General features: G+C 70.1%; 19 protein-coding genes. 6 read left to right on the top strand and 13 right to left on the bottom strand.

The window, feature by feature from the left end; translation table 11 throughout:
* Positions 1–57 precede the first annotated feature (57 nt).
* The 5 genes from nusB to E5S69_RS18545 form a co-directional block, all read right to left on the bottom strand.
* Positions 58–588: a transcription antitermination factor NusB gene (gene nusB, locus E5S69_RS18565; RefSeq protein ID WP_171516104.1), complete on the bottom strand. Its 531-nt coding sequence runs from the start codon at positions 586–588 to the stop codon at positions 58–60.
* Complete coding sequence (ribH, locus tag E5S69_RS18560) at positions 581–1,081, bottom strand: 6,7-dimethyl-8-ribityllumazine synthase (RefSeq protein WP_171516103.1); 501 nt, start codon at positions 1,079–1,081, stop codon at positions 581–583. Before ribH ends, nusB begins: the two co-directional genes overlap by 8 nt.
* 68 nt (positions 1,082–1,149) lie before the next feature.
* Entirely contained in the window at positions 1,150–2,259 is a 1,110-nt protein-coding gene (ribBA, locus tag E5S69_RS18555; protein ID WP_171516102.1) for a bifunctional 3,4-dihydroxy-2-butanone-4-phosphate synthase/GTP cyclohydrolase II, read from the bottom strand.
* 305 nt (positions 2,260–2,564) lie between these two features.
* The gene (locus E5S69_RS18550; RefSeq protein WP_171516101.1) at positions 2,565–2,816 is read right to left on the bottom strand and encodes a hypothetical protein; all 252 of its coding nucleotides are present in this window, start codon (positions 2,814–2,816) and stop codon (positions 2,565–2,567) included.
* A gap of 69 nt (positions 2,817–2,885) precedes the next feature.
* Complete coding sequence (locus tag E5S69_RS18545) at positions 2,886–3,170, bottom strand: hypothetical protein (protein WP_171516100.1); 285 nt, start codon at positions 3,168–3,170, stop codon at positions 2,886–2,888.
* Between the two features lie 408 nt (positions 3,171–3,578).
* Between E5S69_RS18545 and E5S69_RS18540 the strand changes: the two genes are divergently transcribed.
* Positions 3,579–3,821 (top strand): hypothetical protein, encoded by a 243-nt coding sequence (locus E5S69_RS18540; RefSeq protein WP_171516099.1) that lies wholly within the window; start codon positions 3,579–3,581, stop codon positions 3,819–3,821.
* A 9-nt stretch (positions 3,822–3,830) separates the two neighbouring features.
* Here E5S69_RS18540 and E5S69_RS18535 read toward each other — a convergent pair whose 3' ends face one another.
* Genes E5S69_RS18535 through E5S69_RS18500 form a run of 8 tightly spaced genes read right to left on the bottom strand, consistent with a single transcriptional unit; the run spans position 3,831 to position 10,382 of the window.
* A complete protein-coding gene (locus E5S69_RS18535) occupies positions 3,831–4,454 on the bottom strand; it encodes a riboflavin synthase (RefSeq protein WP_171516098.1) in 624 nt (207 codons plus the stop codon).
* Between the two features lie 56 nt (positions 4,455–4,510).
* Positions 4,511–5,626, bottom strand: a complete 1,116-nt coding sequence (gene ribD, locus E5S69_RS18530; RefSeq protein WP_171516097.1) for a bifunctional diaminohydroxyphosphoribosylaminopyrimidine deaminase/5-amino-6-(5-phosphoribosylamino)uracil reductase RibD — start codon at positions 5,624–5,626, stop codon at positions 4,511–4,513.
* A 52-nt stretch (positions 5,627–5,678) separates the two neighbouring features.
* Positions 5,679–6,233, bottom strand: coding sequence for a GspH/FimT family pseudopilin (locus E5S69_RS18525; RefSeq protein WP_423766646.1), 555 nt, complete (start codon positions 6,231–6,233; stop codon positions 5,679–5,681).
* Between the two features lie 13 nt (positions 6,234–6,246).
* Positions 6,247–6,699, bottom strand: a complete 453-nt coding sequence (locus E5S69_RS18520; RefSeq protein WP_171516123.1) for a type IV pilin protein — start codon at positions 6,697–6,699, stop codon at positions 6,247–6,249.
* Positions 6,699–8,531: a pilus assembly protein PilY gene (locus E5S69_RS18515; RefSeq protein ID WP_171516096.1), complete on the bottom strand. Its 1,833-nt coding sequence runs from the start codon at positions 8,529–8,531 to the stop codon at positions 6,699–6,701. The genes E5S69_RS18520 and E5S69_RS18515 overlap by 1 nt, the downstream gene beginning before the upstream one ends.
* Positions 8,528–9,133 carry a hypothetical protein gene (locus E5S69_RS18510; RefSeq protein ID WP_336510600.1) on the bottom strand — a complete coding sequence of 202 codons (606 nt, stop codon included), beginning with the start codon at positions 9,131–9,133 and terminating at the stop codon, positions 8,528–8,530. Before E5S69_RS18510 ends, E5S69_RS18515 begins: the two co-directional genes overlap by 4 nt.
* On the bottom strand, positions 9,127–10,065 hold the full coding sequence (locus E5S69_RS18505) for a PilW family protein (RefSeq protein WP_171516095.1): 939 nt from the start codon (positions 10,063–10,065) through the stop codon (positions 9,127–9,129). Before E5S69_RS18505 ends, E5S69_RS18510 begins: the two co-directional genes overlap by 7 nt.
* Positions 10,062–10,382 carry a hypothetical protein gene (locus E5S69_RS18500; protein ID WP_171516094.1) on the bottom strand — a complete coding sequence of 107 codons (321 nt, stop codon included), beginning with the start codon at positions 10,380–10,382 and terminating at the stop codon, positions 10,062–10,064. Before E5S69_RS18500 ends, E5S69_RS18505 begins: the two co-directional genes overlap by 4 nt.
* Positions 10,383–10,896: 514 nt before the next feature.
* Here E5S69_RS18500 and E5S69_RS18495 point away from each other — a divergent pair.
* Genes E5S69_RS18495 through E5S69_RS18475 form a run of 5 tightly spaced genes read left to right on the top strand, consistent with a single transcriptional unit; the run spans position 10,897 to position 16,790 of the window.
* Positions 10,897–11,541, top strand: a complete 645-nt coding sequence (locus E5S69_RS18495; RefSeq protein ID WP_171516093.1) for a GspH/FimT family pseudopilin — start codon at positions 10,897–10,899, stop codon at positions 11,539–11,541.
* Entirely contained in the window at positions 11,532–12,092 is a 561-nt protein-coding gene (pilV, locus tag E5S69_RS18490; protein ID WP_171516092.1) for a type IV pilus modification protein PilV, read from the top strand. The genes E5S69_RS18495 and pilV overlap by 10 nt, the downstream gene beginning before the upstream one ends.
* Before the next feature lie 5 nt (positions 12,093–12,097).
* Positions 12,098–12,832 (top strand): PilW family protein, encoded by a 735-nt coding sequence (locus E5S69_RS18485; RefSeq protein WP_236901377.1) that lies wholly within the window; start codon positions 12,098–12,100, stop codon positions 12,830–12,832.
* Positions 12,829–13,416 (top strand): pilus assembly PilX family protein, encoded by a 588-nt coding sequence (locus E5S69_RS18480; protein WP_171516090.1) that lies wholly within the window; start codon positions 12,829–12,831, stop codon positions 13,414–13,416. The genes E5S69_RS18485 and E5S69_RS18480 overlap by 4 nt, the downstream gene beginning before the upstream one ends.
* Complete coding sequence (locus E5S69_RS18475) at positions 13,413–16,790, top strand: pilus assembly protein (protein WP_171516089.1); 3,378 nt, start codon at positions 13,413–13,415, stop codon at positions 16,788–16,790. The genes E5S69_RS18480 and E5S69_RS18475 overlap by 4 nt, the downstream gene beginning before the upstream one ends.
* The last annotated feature ends 1 nt before the right edge of the window (position 16,791 follow it).

Here is a 16,791-nt window from a genome sequence, read left to right as displayed (position 1 = left end):
TCATCGGCGCCGGCGGCAGGGCCAGCGTGACGGCACGGCAAGGCCGCGGGGCAGGGCTCAGCGGCGCGCAGCCACCTCGGGGGCGCGCACCTGGGCGGCCAGCTTGTCCAGCACGCCGTTGACATACTTGTAGCCCTCGACGCCGCCGAAGGTCTTGGTCAGCTCGACGGCTTCGTTGATGACCACCTTGTACGGGATGTCGAGGCAGTGCACCAACTCATAGCTGCCGACCAGCAGCGCGGCGCGCTCGACCGGGGAGAGCTCGTCGACGGAACGGTCCAGGAACGGCTCGAACGCGGCGGTCAGGCGGGCTTCTTCGCGCACGGCGCCGTTGAGCAGCGCGTCGAAGTGCTCGCGGTCGGCTTTGTTAAAGCCTTGCGCGTCGTGCAGGTGGGCCTGGATCGCGCCGATGTCGTTGCGGTTCAGCAGCCACTGGTACAGGCCCTGCAGGGCCAGCTCGCGCGAGCGGCGGCGCGCGCTCTTGGGCGGGGCCTTGGCTTCGGTGCGGGCCGCGCCGGACTTGCCGCCAGCTGCCTTGCCGGCTTCGGCGCCGGCCTGCTGGTCGGGATGTTTCGACGTATCACTCATCGTCGTCCTCGTCTTCGTCTTCCTGGCCGCGCAGCGAATCGAGCGCCGCCACCAGGTTGGCCATCTCCACCGCGGCGCGGGCGCAGTCGCGGCCCTTTTCGCGAGTGCGGGCGTGGGCCTGCTCGTCGGAGTCGACGGTCAGGATGCCGTTGGCGATCGGCACATTGAAGTCCAGGCCGACGCGGGTGATGCCGGCGCCCGACTCATTCGAGACCAGCTCGAAATGATAGGTCTCACCGCGCACCACCGCGCCCAGCGCGACCAGCGCGTCGAACTGGCCGCTCTCGCACATCTTCTGCAGCGCCAGCGGGACTTCCAGCGCGCCGGGAACGGTCACCACCAGGGTGTCTTCGCCCTCGACGCCGAGCTTTTCCAGCTCGGCCACGCACGCCTCGAGCAGCTCGGCGCAGACCGGCTCGTTGAAGCGGGCCTGCACGATGCCGATACGCAGGCCTTCACCGTCGAGGTTGCTGGGGTAGAAGCCGTGATCCATTGTTCAATTCTCCAGTTTTCGGGAGGGCCGCGGCGGCATGCGCCGCGGCCCGGGTATGTGGGGCCAGCTCAGTCGGCCTGGCCGTTCATCGGCTGGTAGCCGGTCACTTCCAGGTCGAAGCCGGTCATGCTGGGCATGCGCTGGCGGGCCGCCAGCACGCGCATCTTGCCGACGCCGACATCCTTCAGGATCTGCGCGCCCATGCCATAGGTGCGCAGGTCCGGCTTGCGGCGGGGGCGCGATTGCGGGGCGTCGAGCGCGCCGAACTGCGTGAACAGCTGCTCCACCGTGTCGCCGCAGTTCAGCAGCACGATCACGCCGTTGTCGGCCTCGGCGATAGCGTGCATGGCCGCCGGAATGCTCCACGAGTGGGTGGTGCATTTCACTTCCAGCAGGTCCAGCACCGAGAACGGCTCGTGCACGCGCACCAGCGTTTCCTGTTCCGGGGTGGGCTGGCCCTTGACCAGCGCCAGGTGGGCCTGGCCGGTCGGCTTGTCGCGGTAGGCGATGCTGTGGAAGGTGCCGTAAGGGGTTTGCATGGCGCGCTCGCCGACGCGCTCGATAATGCTCTCGGTGCGGCTGCGGTAGTGGATCAGGTCGGCGATGGTGCCGATCTTCAGGCCGTGCTCCTGCGCGAACTCGACCAGGTCGGGCAGGCGTGCCATGGTGCCGTCGTCCTTCATGATCTCGCAGATCACGGCTGCGGGCGTCAATCCGGCCAGCGCGCCCAGGTCGCAGCCGGCCTCGGTATGGCCGGCGCGGATCAACACGCCGCCGGGCTGCGCCGTCAGCGGGAAGATATGGCCCGGCTGGACCAGGTCGGCCGGCTTGGCGTCGCGCGCGACGGCGGCCTGCACGGTGCGGGCGCGGTCGGCGGCGGAGATGCCGGTGGTTACGCCCTCGGCCGCCTCGATCGACACCGTGAAGTTGGTGCCGTGCTGGGTGCCGTTGCGGCTTACCATCGGATGCAGGTCCAACTGGCGGCAGCGCTCGGCGGTCAGCGTCAGGCAGATCAGGCCGCGGCCATGCTTGGCCATGAAGTTGATGGCTTCCGGGGTGACGAAATCGGCAGCCAGGACCAGGTCGCCCTCATTTTCGCGGTCTTCCTCGTCGACAAGGATGACCATGCGGCCGGCGCGAATGTCGGCAATGATGTCTTCGGTACGGGCGATTGTCATGGCGTGCTGAACGGCAAGTTGGGGCGAAGTCGGGCGAAAACCGGCGAATAACTGGGGCAGGAACCATGGCCGCGGTGGAAAGCGGCCGGACTGAGGCGGGGCATGGGGCCAGGACCGCCGGGCTATATACGCCCCGCGGGTTGCCCAGTCAAGCCGGGTATTGTACGCCAAGGCAGGCCATGCGGGAGGCGGCGGCAGCGGAAAGTGCGCCGACTGTCGTGGTGTGTGGAGAGGCGCGCGCCGCAGCGGAGCGCCGGGGCCGGCCGGGGTGCCGACTGCGGCGCCCTGGCCGGAATGCGTCGGCGTTACGCGGCCTGGGCCAGTGGCGTCCGCGAGGCGGCCTCGGCCGCGGTGCGCAGGCGCGAGGTCCTGGCGATGCGAGCCCGGGCTGCGCGCGTTGCGTCAGCCAGCGCGAGTTCGCGGGTAGGGAGGCCGGCGTTGGGCTGGGCGAAGCTGGCATGCGCATCGAGCGCATATGACCATTCCCATTTGCCGAAGCTGACCTCGGCCAGCGTTACGACAACGTGGCAGTGCTGATAGAAGAAGCTTTCGCCCATGGTGGTTCCATTTGGTTGGCGCTGCGCAGGCGCGTGAGATACGGCGAGATGGCGATACGCTGCATTCCCTCAGACAGGAGGCCGGCCATGGCACCACGGAAAGCCGGCATAGCGCCGTGTGCCGGCTCGCCTGAATGGCCTGAACAACGGCCATGACGGCGGCTGCAAGCGCGGCCAGCCGTTGCCGACGGCGCGATCCCAGTCGATCAGCAGCGTGACGGCGCGCCGCAGCGGTGTCGAACTGAGCCGCAGCAAGCCCATCTGCTGCGGCGCGCGGGCGGCATGGCGCCGGTCCTGCAGCCGCGGCAGCGCGGCAATCCAGCGGTAAGTCATTCGGGTGGCGAGCTCAGGCATGGTCGTTCCTCTGGTTTGCCGGCCGCGGCGGCGCAGCGATCGCTGCCGGGCGCGAGCCGGCACGGCGGCCACGGCGCTGGCGCGCGGCGTGGCGGGTGCATGGAAACGCCAGGGGGACAGAACGCGACCGCCGGGGTCACCGTCCGAAGAGGCGTAGGCGAGGGAAAGCCGGAAATGCTTGGCGTGCGCCGCGGCCAGACCGGCCATCCGCGCAACTGATTCATTCTAGGCGCGTGGCGCCGTCTGTCCCAGCTCTCTTACAAGATAGCCATCGCGGCAAGAAAACCGCCACGAAGGGCGCCGGGCAGCGTAAGCTGCACCAGTGGCGGAGCAGAAGTGCCCGCCGGACTGCGGATCCGGCCCCAGTCCGCTCGCGTCCGCAGGGTTGCACAACTCAGGGAGACAGCGATGTCGAGACAGATCAAGAACAAGGCCGAACTGCGTGCGATGGTACGGGCACAGCTGGCCAAGGTGCCGGCCTGCGAGGGCGCCTGCTTTGGCGATATCGTCTGGCACGCGCCGGATGCCAGCGGCTGCAACTGGAGCCTGTCGACCATGGAAGGCGGCGACAGCGCCGCGTGCGTGGAAGCGCTGCGCCCCTTCACGGACCAGCTGCGCCAGGCTTACAACGTGCCCGACGAGGGCAAGTAGCGGCGCCGCTTACGCGGGAACCTGCGCGGTCGACAGCATCCGTTCCACATAGCGCGCGATCAGGTCGATCTCGAGGTTCACGCGCGCGCCCGGCTTGAGCTCCTGCAGCGTGGTGACTTCGACGGTGTGCGGGATCAGGTTGATCGAGAACTCGCAACCGTCGGCGTTATCGCTGACGCGGTTGACGGTCAGCGACACGCCATTGACCACCACCGAGCCCTTGTAGGCCAGGTAGCGCGCCAGCTCGCGCGGGGCGCGGATGCGCAGCTCATGCGATTCGCCCACCGGCGCGAAATGCACCACCTCGCCCAGGCCGTCGACATGCCCCGACACCAGGTGGCCGCCCAGCCGGTCCGCCAGGCGCAGCGCCTTTTCCAGGTTGACGCGGCCCGGGCGGTCCAGCCCGACGGTCTTGTCGAGCGATTCGCGCGAGACTTCGACGTCGAACGCGTCGGGCGCCATGGCGATCACGGTCATGCAGGCGCCTTGGATGGCGATGCTGTCGCCGATGATGACGTCCGACAGGTCCAGCCCGCCCGCGGCGATGCGCAGGCGCACGCCGGCGTCGGCGGCGGCGCCGAGCGGGGAAACGGATTCAATGCGGCCGACCGCCGCGACAATGCCAGTAAACATGGTGGAGTCTTGTGCTTGAGGTTTTGGGAATCTGGGATGCGCTGGCGCAACTGGCGCTACGTGTCATTGCGCCGGGCGATCAGGCGCAGGTCATCGCCAATCTGCCGGACTTCATGCCAGTGGAACTGCTCGGCATCCTGCAGCCGTGCCAGCGGCGGCAGGTTGAACATGCCCTGGGCATCGCCGAGCAGCTTGGGCGCGAGGTAGATCAGCAGTTCGTCGGCGCAATGCTCGCGCACCAGTGAACCGTTGAGCTTGAAGCCCGCCTCGACGTGCAATTCGTTGATGCCGCGGCGGCCGAGCTCTTCCAGCATGCGGCGCAATTCGACCTTGCCGTGCGGGTTGGGCAGCACCACGACTTCAGCGCCGCGGCCCTCCAGCGCGCGCTGGCGCTGGCGGTCTTCCACCGCGCAGAACACCAGCACGGGCTTGGCGAACTCGCCGGTGTCAGGCGCCAATATCTGGGCGTCGAGCGGCACTTCGAGCCGGGAATCGACCAGCACCCGCTGCGGCTGGCGCGGCGTGGCGATGGCCCGCACGGTCAGGGCGGGATTGTCGTCGCGCACGGTGCCGATCCCGGTCAGGATGGCGCAGGCGCGCGCGCGCCAGGCGTGCCCGTCGTCGCGCGCGGCCTGGCCGGTGATCCACTGGCTGGTGCCGTCATGCAGCGCGGTGGCACCATCCAGCGAGGCCGCCACCTTGACGCGCACCCACGGCAGCCCGCGCGTCATGCGCGAGACGAAGCCGATATTCAGGTCGCGCGCCTCTTTTTCCAGCAGGCCGCAGCGCACGTCGATGCCGGCATCGCGCAGGCGCTGCAGGCCGCGCCCGGAGACCGACGGATTGGGGTCTTCCATCGCTGCCACCACGCGCGTCACGCCAGCGCGCACCAGCGCATCGGCGCATGGCGGCGTGCGCCCGAAATGGCTGCACGGCTCCAGCGTGACATAGGCGGTGGCGCCGGCCGGATCGAGCCCCCGTGACAACGCGTCTTTCATCGCCTGGATCTCGGCGTGGTCCTGCCCGGCCGGTTGGGTGAAGCCCTGTCCGATCACCTGGCCAGCCTTGATCAGCACGCAGCCGACGCGAGGGTTGGGCGTGGTGTTGAACATGCCCCGCGCGGCGAGCGCGAGCGCCTGTTGCATGGCGGCGTGGTCGGTATCGGAAAACATTCGGCGATCGGGTGGGCCTTGGCGCTGCGATTGGGGTGACAGGGCAGCCGGGTCATGGCGGCTCGGAGGATTCCGCCGCCTCGCAGTCAGCGTCGCGGCCGGGTGTGCAGAGTCGGATACGTCCCTGCGCGCCCAGCCTGACTTGCCGCTGCTCGCCACGGCAGCCAAGCGTGAAGGTGGCGGCCTGAAAACCGCCCTGCTCAGATCGAGAGTATCCCACAGGCAGGAATTTCAGCACATTGGCGCCGCGCACGGTTTGCCGCAGCGTCACGGACAGGCACGGCATGCCCGGCTCAACCACGGACAGCACCACCTGCCGGTCCGGTCCGGCGCCGTCCGTCACCAGTTGCCAGCCCGGACTCAGCGTGGCCTCGCCCGGCAGCGGCTGCAGCGTCACCTCGATGCGGCGTGACAACGCGGTGGCGCGAGCCAGCGCGAGCGACATTGCTAGCCTGTCGGCCGCGAGCGTGACCTGCTGGCGCGCGAGCATGCCGCTGAAGAGCGGATAGGCGGCGGCCGAGAGCAGGCCAAGAATGGCCAGGCCGGCGGCCAGTTCGAGCAGCGTCAGGCCATCCGGAGCGCGCTGCCTGCCGGCATCCCATGACATGTCCATCATGGCCTCAGCAATGGGGCGGCAACGGCCGCGGCACTGTGTCTTCGGGCTGCGCCAGCCACTGGCCGGTGCTGCGCAGGATCAGCGTTCCACATTCGGGATCGGTGGCTTGCGGCGTCGCACGGAGTTCGACGCAGGTGTCCAGCGTGGCTTGCGGACAAGCGCCGGCGCTCACCAGATGGCGCACGGGGCCGCTGTCCGGTACGCGCAGCGGCCACTCGCCGGCAACCACGTCAGACCCCGGCGCGACGGCAAAGGTCATGGCCTCGAGCGCGTGTCGTTCCCGTTGCAGCATCGCGCCGGCCAGCGCGGTGCGGGCCTGCGCGCGCCAGCCTCGCGCCAGATGGCGCTGCCACGCGGGCACGGCAATGGCCGTGAGGATGGCCAGCACGGCCAGCGCCGCCGCCAGCTCGATCAGGCTGAAGCCGCGCCTGCGCCGGCAAGTCGATGCCAGGGTCATCATGGTGAATCCTCTCGTGCCGGGCCGACGAGCTCGCGCCAGCGCAGGCGCCCGGTGCGGCGCGTGGCCAGCGTTTGCGCGACGCGCGTGACGGCGTTGCCGGTAGCGGACCACACCGAGAGCGAATATGCCTGGCGCCCGGGCTCGCCCGCTTGTGCAGGCGTGCCCGGCAATTCGATGCGGGTCGCGAACACGCTCGCCTCGGGCGGCAGCAGCTGGCCGGTGGCGACGAGCAGGCGCTCGGTGCTGCGCTGGACCAAGGATTCCCCGGTTGCCGCCAGCACCAGGTAGCTGCGCTGCGCCCCATCGGGCGTGCGTGTCACGAACAGCAGATAGCCGGGGAATAGCGGCTGGATCTCGACCAGTTGTTCGCCGGCATGGGGCAGGGTCAGGCGCCAGCCGGCATCCTCCGCGCCGCCCGGTATCGCACGCAGGATATGGCCGTTGTCCGTGGCCTGGGTCGTGACCTGCCGCGCCGTGCGCGCTGTGGCGCTGCGCGCGGCAAGGTCATCGGCCACCGCGGCCAGTTCGTTGCCGGCGCCGTAGACCACCATGGGCGCCGTCGGCGCTCCGAGCAGCACGGGGGCTTCGTCCCCGGCCGGCTGCGCAAACTGGCGCATCCGGTGCAGGCATGCCGCGGCAAGGCCGGCCCCGGCCTGCGGCGCGTCGGCGAGCGGAAAGCGCCAGAGCTGGCCGGCATCGTCGGTGGCGTAGGCAGCGAGCGCGGCGCCGGTGAGATCGGACAGCACGCTGACCGCCACCAGCTGGCTGGCCGCGGGTTCGCCCAGGCAATCGCGTTCCGGCAAAGGCATGGTGCGAATGGCATGCTGGCCGGCCCATGCGGCGCCGGCTGGCTTGTCCAGTGGCAGCAACGCAAGTCCGGCACGGGCTGCGCCTGCCGCGCCCTTGGCGCTGGCGCCAAGGATCACCACCGCGAACCAGCGCAACCCATCCGCGCCACGGATGCCGGCGGCACGTACCGGCCCGCGCCCGGCCAGTGGCAGGGTCTCGGTCGCGGCGACTTCCCATATCGGCACGAAGGGCATCTGCCCGTCGGGATCGGAGACGTCGAGCACAAAAGCCGCCGGGGGGTTGCCTGCTCCGGCACTGGCCGGGATGCCGCACAGCAAGACTGTGCGCCATGCGCCGAGGATGGCCACATCCTGCGCGTCAGGGCGCGGACACGGCGACGGCACCGTTGGCGCACCCGCCGCCGTCATGGCAACGGCATAGGGCAGCAGCGCGCCTGGCAGGTACGCGGCACGCTCCTCGCCGGTCGCGGCATCGAATGCATGCAGCAGGCCGTCGCTGGTGCCCAGCCAGGCCATGTGCGGGCGCAGGCCGTAGCGCAGGCGAAAGCCGGCGTGGCCCGGCTTGCCGGGCGACCAGGCCGGCGGTGCCACCACCCGCACCCGTGCGCCTGCCGCATGGCCCAGGCGCGTGTCGCGCGGGCGCAGGCCGGGGTGGGGCTGGTCACCGCGCAGCCAGTCCACCGCGGCGCGGTCCGCATCGGGCAAGACGCGGGCCACGGCATCCCATTGCAGCGGCATGGCCCATGCCGTCTCGCCGGCCGGTGCCGCATACGTGAATATCCGCCGCGATGGCGCCGTCCGGCGGTCAAGGCGGTCGCCGGCTTCCCACAGATCCGGCGAGGGTGCCTGGGCGGGATCCTGCCAGCCGACCGCGAACAAGCGCCCGGTCCACGGATAGGCGCCGTTCGTGGTGCGGTAGGCCAGCGGCAGCCGCCCCGCTTCAGACCCGGCGGCGTGGCATGCCGGGGCCAGGACGAGGGCAAGGCTGACAAGGGCGTAGCGAGCGGCGAGGCCGATCATGGCTGGATCACGCTTTGCAACAGGGCGCGTACGGCGCGGGTGTGGCCGAAGCCGATCGCGGTGACCCGGAGCCGCGGTGCCGGGGCGAAGGCGGCAGCCGGATCCGGCGCGCAGTAGCCGGCCGGCGCTTCGTCCAGTATCTCCGCGACATAGCGTGGGGGCGCCTGCGTTGCGGCGGCGTCAGCCGGCGGCGCCGGCAGGGCTGCGCCGGTAAAGCGCCCCAGCGGCACGCCGATGGCGTCGACGCCGGCATCGGCGCGCAGCCACGGTTGCCACACCGGCGGCCCGGACACCCCGGGTCGGCAGATGCCAGCCTGCTGGCCGCTGCCGCAGCGGCCCGGCGCCGGCCACTGGCCCAGGCGATCGTGCCGGTCGAGCGATGCCGCGGCGGCCAGCAGTTCGGCCTCGCCATCGCGCAGGGCCGCCTCGGCGGCGCGGAAGGCGAGTTCGCGCTCGCGCTGCATGACGGCAAGCTGCCGGCCGGATAGCAGCATATGCAGCGTGGCGGCGGCGATCAGCACCACCATCAGCAGCATGGTGCCGCATAGCAGCAGCGTGACCGCGCCGGCCTGGCGCGGGCGTGTCAGGCCGCGCGCTAACACAGCGTCTCCTGGCAGCGGGGCGCATTGCGCAGCCGTATCGTGGCGGCGAACACGCGATGTGCCGTGCTGGCCTTCGCTGCCGCGGGGGGCGGCAGGTCCCCCGCCGCGGTGCCGGCCGGCCACGCCGCGCCCATGCCGCCGCCTGGGAGTGGCGTGGCCGAGCCCGGCCGGTCGCCCCGCACGGCAATGGCGATCTGGACCGCCACCACGCGTTGCCAGGCGGCTTCGCCCAGCGCAGGGAGGGCCGATGCCGTCTCGAAGCGTTCGGGCCGGCCGTCCTGGTCCAGATCCAGCCCATAGCGCAATTGCAGCGATTCCACGCCGCGCACCAGCGCGCCCGAAGTCCAGCCGCCGCCGTCGATAAGGCCATTGCGGCGGGTCGGGTAACGGCACAGCAGTTGCGGCACGCCATCGGTGCCAGCCGCCACATAGAGCAGGTTTTCCGCGACATAGCCGGGGGTTGCCTCGGCGCCCGCCAGCCGGGCCGCGACCGGATAGCCGCTGCAATCGGTCATGGTGTCGTCCGGCTGCGCCGGCGCGACGGGCCGGCCGCTGCCGCTGAAGCGGACCAGCAGCGCGTCGCTTTGGCCGACCGCAGCCTTTGCGCAGGCAGGCACGGCCGCCATGGCGGCTTGCCCGCAATTGTCCGCGCCGCTGACCGGGGGCAGGGCGGTGTTGGCGCTGCCGGACGCAGGCTCGCCCGGCCATCCGGCCTGCCGCAGCAGCATGGCGACGATGGTAAGCGCGCGCTGGCCCCGTTCTTCGATCAGCACGCGGTCAGTGGTGGCCAGATACGCCGCGTGTGCGGCCAGCAAGGCGGCGCCGGCCGCGGCAGCGGCGATCAGGCCCAGCGTCATGCCGACCATCAGCTCGACCAGTGAGAAGCCGCGCGTGCGGGCCCACGAGATCCGTGTGCCAATGGGCGCGTTCATAGGGCACCCCCGGTTGCGCCGGCCGGCGGGCAGCCGCCGGCATCCGGCATCGGCACCATGGCGGCGACCACGGTTGCCAGGGACGCCGCGCAGCCGCCCAGTTCGGCATCGTCGGCCGCGCTGCGCGTGGCTTGCGCCAGGCGCTCCAGCTGGCGCAGCCAGCCCAGGCCGGTGGTGCCGATCACCGTCATCGGCAGCAGTCCGGCAAGCACGATCGACAAGGCGCCAAGCGCCTCGATCAAGGCGTAGGCGCGCTGGAGCCGCGGTTGCGGGGTGGTTGGCGGCGGCGTTCGGCGCGGGGTTGCAGGTGAGGGCATGGCACGGGCTGTGAAGGCGACGGACCAAGGTTAGCGAGCCGTCCCGGCCGCGAACGTGCCGAAACGTAAAGCGGGGAAATCCGCACCATTGTGTTAAGCGGGGGCATGCCGCGCCCGATTGCCACGCTTGCTTGCGGGCAGTTGCGGCGGCCCAACGCAGCGCCGCCCGACCGCCGAACCCTGCGCGATGTAATTGACAGGAATTATCAAATTCCCCACTATCGCGGGTGTTGCAAAGTCGTAACGATTTCGCTATTCGCGGCATCCCGTTGCCCGTCTTCTCAGCCGGCAGCGAGGCATAGAACAAGAATTTTCGGGTGCGGGCTGGCCTTTCCGCCGTCAGAGCGGGGTGCCTTGCCCAGGTAACAAAGCCATTTATCGGGGGTCAACATGCATCGGGTCATCCTGGCAGTTCCTTGTCCATCGGCGGCGGCACCTCTGCCCGCGCGCTGACATGCCGGCGACGGTTCGCCTTCGCGAAACCGCGCCCCCCCGCCTTCACCACGATATGGCCATGTCCGGCCCGGGCATGCCTGTGCGCGTGGCTTGCAGCGGCAGCGGCATTCGCGGCAACCTGCATCGGGCCCGGCGCGGCGCGAGCGTCAGCCCGCGGGCATCGCGCCGGCACTGCCGCGGGCTGACGCTGGTCGAGCTGATGGCGGTGGTGGTGATGGTGGCGATCCTCGCCGCGATCGGCACGCCTTCGTTCGTCTCGCTGCTGCGCACCAGCCGGGTGGACAGCGAAATCCAGTCGATGGTCGGCAGCCTGCAGCTTGCGCGCAGCGAGGCCATCAAGCGCGGCTTGCCGGTCAGCGTGTGCCCGTCTGTCAATGGCACCGCCTGCCTGGGGGCCGGCAACTGGGCGCGCGGCTGGATCGCGTTCGTCGACCGCAATGCGTCGGGAACGGTGGACGCGGCGGCGCCGGCCGACGAAGTGCTGCACTACCGCGCCGGCTGGTCCGCCACCGACACCTTCACCACGCCTGCCAACGCGACCTTCCTGACATATAACCGCGATGGCTTCGCCGTGCTGCCCGGCGGCGCGCTGACCATGACCTTGCACACCACTCCGGTGGCCGCCGAAGCCACGCGCTGCATCGCCATCAACATTGCCGGCCGGCAGACGATACAGCGCGCGGGGGAGGGCGCATGCCAGTGACCCGTCACCAAGGCCTGCGCTTGCGGCGCGTGGCACGCGGATTCTCGCTGATCGAGGTGCTGATCACGCTGGTCATCACCTCGGTAGGGCTGCTCGGCCTGGCCAAGATGCAGGCGGCGGCGCTAGCCAATACGCAGATTGCGCGCGGGCGTTCGCTGGTGGCGCTGCAGCTGGAAAGCCTGGCCGCGGCGATGCACGGCAACCGCGGCTTCTGGGCGGCGGGCACGGCGCCGGCGACGTTCACGCTGTCCGGCGCCACGGTGACGGACAGCTCCGGCGCGCTTAGCACCGCTGCACCCGACTGCGCCAGCGTAGCCTGCACGCCAATCCAGGTGGCCGCCTACGACGTGCAGCAGTGGGCCGCGGATATGGCGGCGCACTTTCCCACCTACGCGGCCACGGTCAACTGCACCAACGACATCAGCCGCCCGATCCGTTGCAGCCTGACCGCGACCTGGAGCGAGCATTACGTGGCCTACAACCAGACCACCGCGGCGCAGACCGCAGCCATGGCCGCCACGCAAAGCCTGACGCTGCACGTCCAGCCATGAGAGCCATGCTTCGAACTCCGCGCGGCTTGCCTCGCCGCAGGCAGACCGGTGTCTCGCTGGTCGAGGTGCTGGTGGCGATGGTCATCGCGCTGTTCATGCTGGCGGCGCTGATGACGGCGTTCCTCAACCTGCGCGGCACGGTGCGCGACCAGGAGCGGCTGGCCGCGCTGCAGGACAGCGAGCGCCTGGTGATGACGATGCTGGCCAACACGGTGCAGTCGGCGGGGTACTTCCCCGATCCGCTGAACCAGGTGGCGGCGGACGCTTTGCCGGCGCTGGCGGGCAACGCCTTTGGCGATTTCGCCGCGGGCCAGGCCATTGTCGGGCAGTCCGGCGCCGACGGTGCGAGCGATACGCTGACGGCGCGCTTCGTCACCGCCAGCGGCGACGGCATCATGAACTGCCAGGGCGCGGCCAATGCCTCGGGGGCCAGCGTCGCCTACCTCAATACCTTTGCCGTCAATGCCGCCAACGAGCTGACCTGCGCGGTCAACGGCGGTGCGGCGGTGCCGCTGGCCGGCGGCATCACGGCGCTGCGGGTGCGCTACGGCACCGACACCGGCAATGGCGGCAACGTCGACACCTACCTGAGCGCGAGCGCGGTCGCCGCCGGCGCACTGTGGGGCCAGGTGCGCACCGCGCGCGTGACGCTGACGTTTGCCAATCCCTTTGCGGGGCAGCCCGGCCAGCCGGCCACGCTCGGCTGGACCCAGACCATCAGCCTGATGAACCGCCCATGACCCGCGCCATGCCAGCCAGTTGCCGCGCCGGCGCCGCGCCGCGCGGCTATGTCCTGATCATCGGCCTGCTGTTTCTGCTGATCCTGTCGCTGCTGTCGGTGACGATGTTCCGCGGCTTCGGCCTGCAGGAGAAGATCGCCGGCAACACGCGCGAGAAGCAGCGTGCGTTCGAAGCCGCGCAGGGCGCGCTGCAGTTCGGCGAATGGTGGCTGGGGCAGGGCAACGGCTCGGCCGGCGCCGCCTGCAACACGGTGATCGACGCCAACGATCCGGCCAATCTGCAGGTCTGCGCCAATGCGCTGGCAGACCCGGCCAACCTGCCATGGATGCCGGCGCGGGCCGACTATGTGCCGCCGTCGATGAACGTCGCGAGCGCCGGCCGCCCGGGCGGCATGACTGGCGATGATGTCAATTACACGCGCGCCCCCAGCCTCTACATCCACTATCTGGGCCTGTCGCCGGATGGGCTGTCGATGCTGTTCCGCGTGACCGGCGCCGGCTATGGCGGCAGCGACGGCACCGCCGCGGTGGTGCAGAGCACCTACCAGCTTGGTGCGGGCACCAAGGACCTCGGGAAAGAATGATGAGCCGACCTCTACGCCTTGCCTGCCTTGCCGCCGCCGTAAGCGCCGTCGTGAACGCGGTCCTGGCCGGGCAGGCGCATGCACTGGTGATCCAGGACAACCTGAACGGGGCTTCGTCCTCGTATGACTGGGTGGCGCTGAATGGCGCGTGCCTGACCGCAGGCAACGGCACCGGGTCGATTCCGGGCTGCGCCACGTCGAGTTTCACCTACTATCGGGACCGCAACTCGAAGCTGGTCGGCGGTGCAAGCGGTACCGTGCCGGACGCCGCGGGCTACGGCGCGCTGCGCCTGACCAATGGCGACACGGCCGAGGGCGCCAACGGCGACAACCAGACCGGCGCGGTGGTGTCGAGGTTCACCTTCGGCATGCAGGAAGGGCTGCAGGTGACGTTTTCCACCGTCACCTATGGCGGCGACAACCTGCGCGGCACCGGCGCCGACGGCATCAGCTTCTACCTGGCCGATGGCAGCAGGAGCCCTACGGTGGGCGGACTGGGCGGCAGCCTGGGCTACAGCTGCTCGAACGCCAATGCCGCGTACGACGGCGTGGCGGGCGGCTATATCGGCATCGGCATCGACGAGTTCGGCAATTTCTCGAACAAGGCGGACAACACCGACTCGGGCCCGGCATTCCAGGCCAACCGGATCAGCGTGCGCGGCTCGGGCGACACCAACTGGGCCGGCCTGCGCGCCGCCTATCCGGCCTATTACCCCGACACCCTAAGCAGCAGCAAGCGCGCGCAGGCCGTGCAGAACACCTGTGCGCGCGGCTACGTGCAGGACTGGAGCAGCGGCAAGGACGGCGGCGATATCAAGGCGCGGCGGCTGGCCTACAACTACCGCATCCTCGGCATCAGCGACCTGCCGGACAAGATCGCCAACCAGCAGGCGGTGTCCAGGCCAACGCGGGCCAAGGGCATCCCCATCGTCTATTCGCTCAAGCTGACCCAGAACGGGCTGCTGAGCATGTCCTACAGCTATAACGGCGGCGCGGCCACGCCGGTGATCACCGACCAGGACATCATCCAGGCCAACGGACCGGTGCCGGCAGCGCTGCGCTTCGGCTTCGCGGCCGGCACCGGTAGCGGCAGCAACGTCCACGAGATCACCTGCTTCAAGGCCGAGCCGGTGGGCCAGTCCAGCAGTTCGGCCGGCACCAACGTGCAGCAGTCCGCGCGGGTCGAAGCGGGCTCGCAGGTGTACCTGGCCTACTACCATCCGACCAACTGGTGGGGCGAGCTGAGCGCGCAGAACCTGCTCTACGATCCCGCCACCGATTCGGTGTCGATTGCCACCGTGGCCAACTGGAACGCCCATTGCACCCTGACCGGCGGCAGCTGCGTGGCTACCGGCACCGCGGTGGTAGCGCAGGCGCCGGACAGCCGCAAGATCCTGACCTGGAGCGGCAGCACCGGTATCCCGCTGCGCTGGGATGCCAACCTGCCCGCTGCGCTGAAGTCCAGGCTGACCGCGGGCGATGCCGCACCGGCCGGCGACCGCCTTGACTACCTGCGTGGGGACCGCAGCAAGGAGCTGGCCGCATCCGGTGCCGGCCTGTTCCGCAAGCGCACCGGCGTGCTGGGCGACATCATCGATTCCAGCCCGGCCTGGGTCGGCGCACCATCATCGCCGTACAGCGGGCCCTGGACCGATGCGCTGTACAAGAGCGCCAGCGCGCCCGAGCCGGCCGGCAGCTATGACGCCTTCCGGCAGGCCAGGGCGCAGCGGCTGAACGTGGTCTACGTGGGCGCCAATGATGGACTGCTGCATGGCTTCCGTTCCGGCTACTACAACGCGGCGGGCGCCTTCGTCGGCAACGACGCCAGCAAGCCTAACGACGGCCGAGAGGTGCTGGCGTACATGCCCGGAGCGGTGCTCGACACCATCCATTCGACCAATGCGGCGCTCGCCTACAGTTCGCCGCAATACGTGCACAACCTGTTTGTCGATGCCACGCCCGGCACCGGCGACCTCTATTACGCCGACGCCTGGCATACCTGGCTCGTCGGCGGCCTCGGGCCTGGGGCGAACCGCGGCGGCCCGCTCGCCAGCAAGACCGCAACGGCGACCGGCGGCGCACTCTACGTGCTGGACGTGACCGACCCGGAGCGCTTCAGCGATACCCCGGCAGCGGCCAGCGCCACGGTGATTGGCGAGTGGAACAACACGCTGCAGTGCGCCGGCGATACCGCCTGCGGCGACAACCTTGGCAACACCTATGGCACGCCCGTGATCCGCCGCCTGCACAACGGCCAGTGGGCCGTGCTATTCGGCAACGGGCTGGGCAGCAAGAGCGGTTCGGCCGGCCTGTTCATCATGCTGGTCAACCCGGCCGACGGCTCGCGCACCTTCCGCTATCTTGGCACCGGCTACGGGCCCCAGGAGGATCCTGCGGGCGCCAGCGGCAAGAACGGCATTGCCTATGTCACCCCGGCAGACCTCGACGGCGACCACATCACCGACTATGTCTACGCCGGCGACGTGTTCGGCAACCTGTGGCGCTTCGACCTGACCTCGGACAATCCGGACCACTGGCGCGCCGGCAGCCGCCCGCTGGTGCAGACCGGTGGCAAGCCCATCTCCACGAAGGTGGCGGTGGGCTCGGTGCCGGGCACCGGCACCGGCGCTGCGGCGATGCCGCGCGTGGTGGTGGCGTTCGGCACGGGCCGCCGGCTGGAGCAGACCCAGGGCAGCGAAGCAGTGTTCGAGCCGGGCGGGCAGGCGCTATATGGCGTGTGGGACTGGGACATGGCGGGGTGGAACGCGATCGCCGGCGCCCAGGCCCGCTATGCGTCGCTGGCCAGCGCCACGCGGCCGCTTGCCGGCGCCCACCTGACGCAGCAATCGATTACCGCCGAAGGGCGCGCGGCCGGCAGCACGGTGATGGTGCGCACGGTCAGCGCGAACAAGGTGTGCTGGCAAGGCTCGAACGCCTGCGCGAGCGGCAACAACAAGTACGGCTGGCAATTGCCGCTGCCGTCGGCCACGCGCGAGCAGGTGATCTACAACCCGGTGGTCGCCTACGGCATGGTGATCGTGAACACCACCATCCCGCCAGGTTCGGCCCTATCGCAGGCACTGTCGTGCAATGCCGAGGTGCCGTCCGGCTTCACCATGGGCGTGTCGATGGCCTCCGGCGGCGCGGCCGCGCAGTCGTTCTTCAGCAGCACCAACAGCAGCACCTTCCCGCTGCTGAACAACGGCATCGTCAGCGGCATCGGCCTGAGCGGTACTGGCACGCCGTCGGTGGTGACGGCGAAGAAGCGGCCCTACCTGGTGCAGCAGACCGTGGGCGGCAGCGGCGCTATCACGCAGATCAATCCCGGCGCCAACGGCGCCGGCGCCCGCCTCAACTGGATACGCCTGCGCTGAT

The sequence above is a fragment of the Cupriavidus necator genome (assembly GCF_013141915.1).
Lineage (GTDB): Bacteria > Pseudomonadota > Gammaproteobacteria > Burkholderiales > Burkholderiaceae > Cupriavidus > Cupriavidus necator_B.
This window is presented reverse-complemented; position numbering and strand designations above follow the sequence as displayed.

Bases quoted from the DNA above. Each gene is read 5' to 3' on its own strand.
- E5S69_RS18475 (WP_171516089.1), top strand. From the start codon at position 13,413: ATGATGAGCCGACCTCTACGCCTTGCCTGCCTTGCCGCCGCCGTAAGC.
- E5S69_RS18485 (WP_236901377.1), top strand. From the start codon at position 12,098: ATGCTTCGAACTCCGCGCGGCTTGCCTCGCCGCAGGCAGACCGGTGTC.
- E5S69_RS18540 (WP_171516099.1), top strand. From the start codon at position 3,579: ATGTCGAGACAGATCAAGAACAAGGCCGAACTGCGTGCGATGGTACGG.
- E5S69_RS18495 (WP_171516093.1), top strand. From the start codon at position 10,897: ATGTCCGGCCCGGGCATGCCTGTGCGCGTGGCTTGCAGCGGCAGCGGC.
- E5S69_RS18500 (WP_171516094.1), bottom strand. From the start codon at position 10,382: ATGCCCTCACCTGCAACCCCGCGCCGAACGCCGCCGCCAACCACCCCG.
- E5S69_RS18515 (WP_171516096.1), bottom strand. From the start codon at position 8,531: ATGATCGGCCTCGCCGCTCGCTACGCCCTTGTCAGCCTTGCCCTCGTC.
- E5S69_RS18535 (WP_171516098.1), bottom strand. From the start codon at position 4,454: ATGTTTACTGGCATTGTCGCGGCGGTCGGCCGCATTGAATCCGTTTCC.
- ribBA (WP_171516102.1), bottom strand. From the start codon at position 2,259: ATGACAATCGCCCGTACCGAAGACATCATTGCCGACATTCGCGCCGGC.
- ribH (WP_171516103.1), bottom strand. From the start codon at position 1,081: ATGGATCACGGCTTCTACCCCAGCAACCTCGACGGTGAAGGCCTGCGT.
- pilV (WP_171516092.1), top strand. From the start codon at position 11,532: ATGCCAGTGACCCGTCACCAAGGCCTGCGCTTGCGGCGCGTGGCACGC.
- E5S69_RS18550 (WP_171516101.1), bottom strand. From the start codon at position 2,816: ATGGGCGAAAGCTTCTTCTATCAGCACTGCCACGTTGTCGTAACGCTG.
- ribD (WP_171516097.1), bottom strand. From the start codon at position 5,626: ATGTTTTCCGATACCGACCACGCCGCCATGCAACAGGCGCTCGCGCTC.
- E5S69_RS18520 (WP_171516123.1), bottom strand. From the start codon at position 6,699: ATGACCCTGGCATCGACTTGCCGGCGCAGGCGCGGCTTCAGCCTGATC.
- E5S69_RS18525 (WP_423766646.1), bottom strand. From the start codon at position 6,233: ATGTCATGGGATGCCGGCAGGCAGCGCGCTCCGGATGGCCTGACGCTG.
- nusB (WP_171516104.1), bottom strand. From the start codon at position 588: ATGAGTGATACGTCGAAACATCCCGACCAGCAGGCCGGCGCCGAAGCC.
- E5S69_RS18505 (WP_171516095.1), bottom strand. From the start codon at position 10,065: ATGAACGCGCCCATTGGCACACGGATCTCGTGGGCCCGCACGCGCGGC.
- E5S69_RS18545 (WP_171516100.1), bottom strand. From the start codon at position 3,170: ATGCCTGAGCTCGCCACCCGAATGACTTACCGCTGGATTGCCGCGCTG.
- E5S69_RS18480 (WP_171516090.1), top strand. From the start codon at position 12,829: ATGACCCGCGCCATGCCAGCCAGTTGCCGCGCCGGCGCCGCGCCGCGC.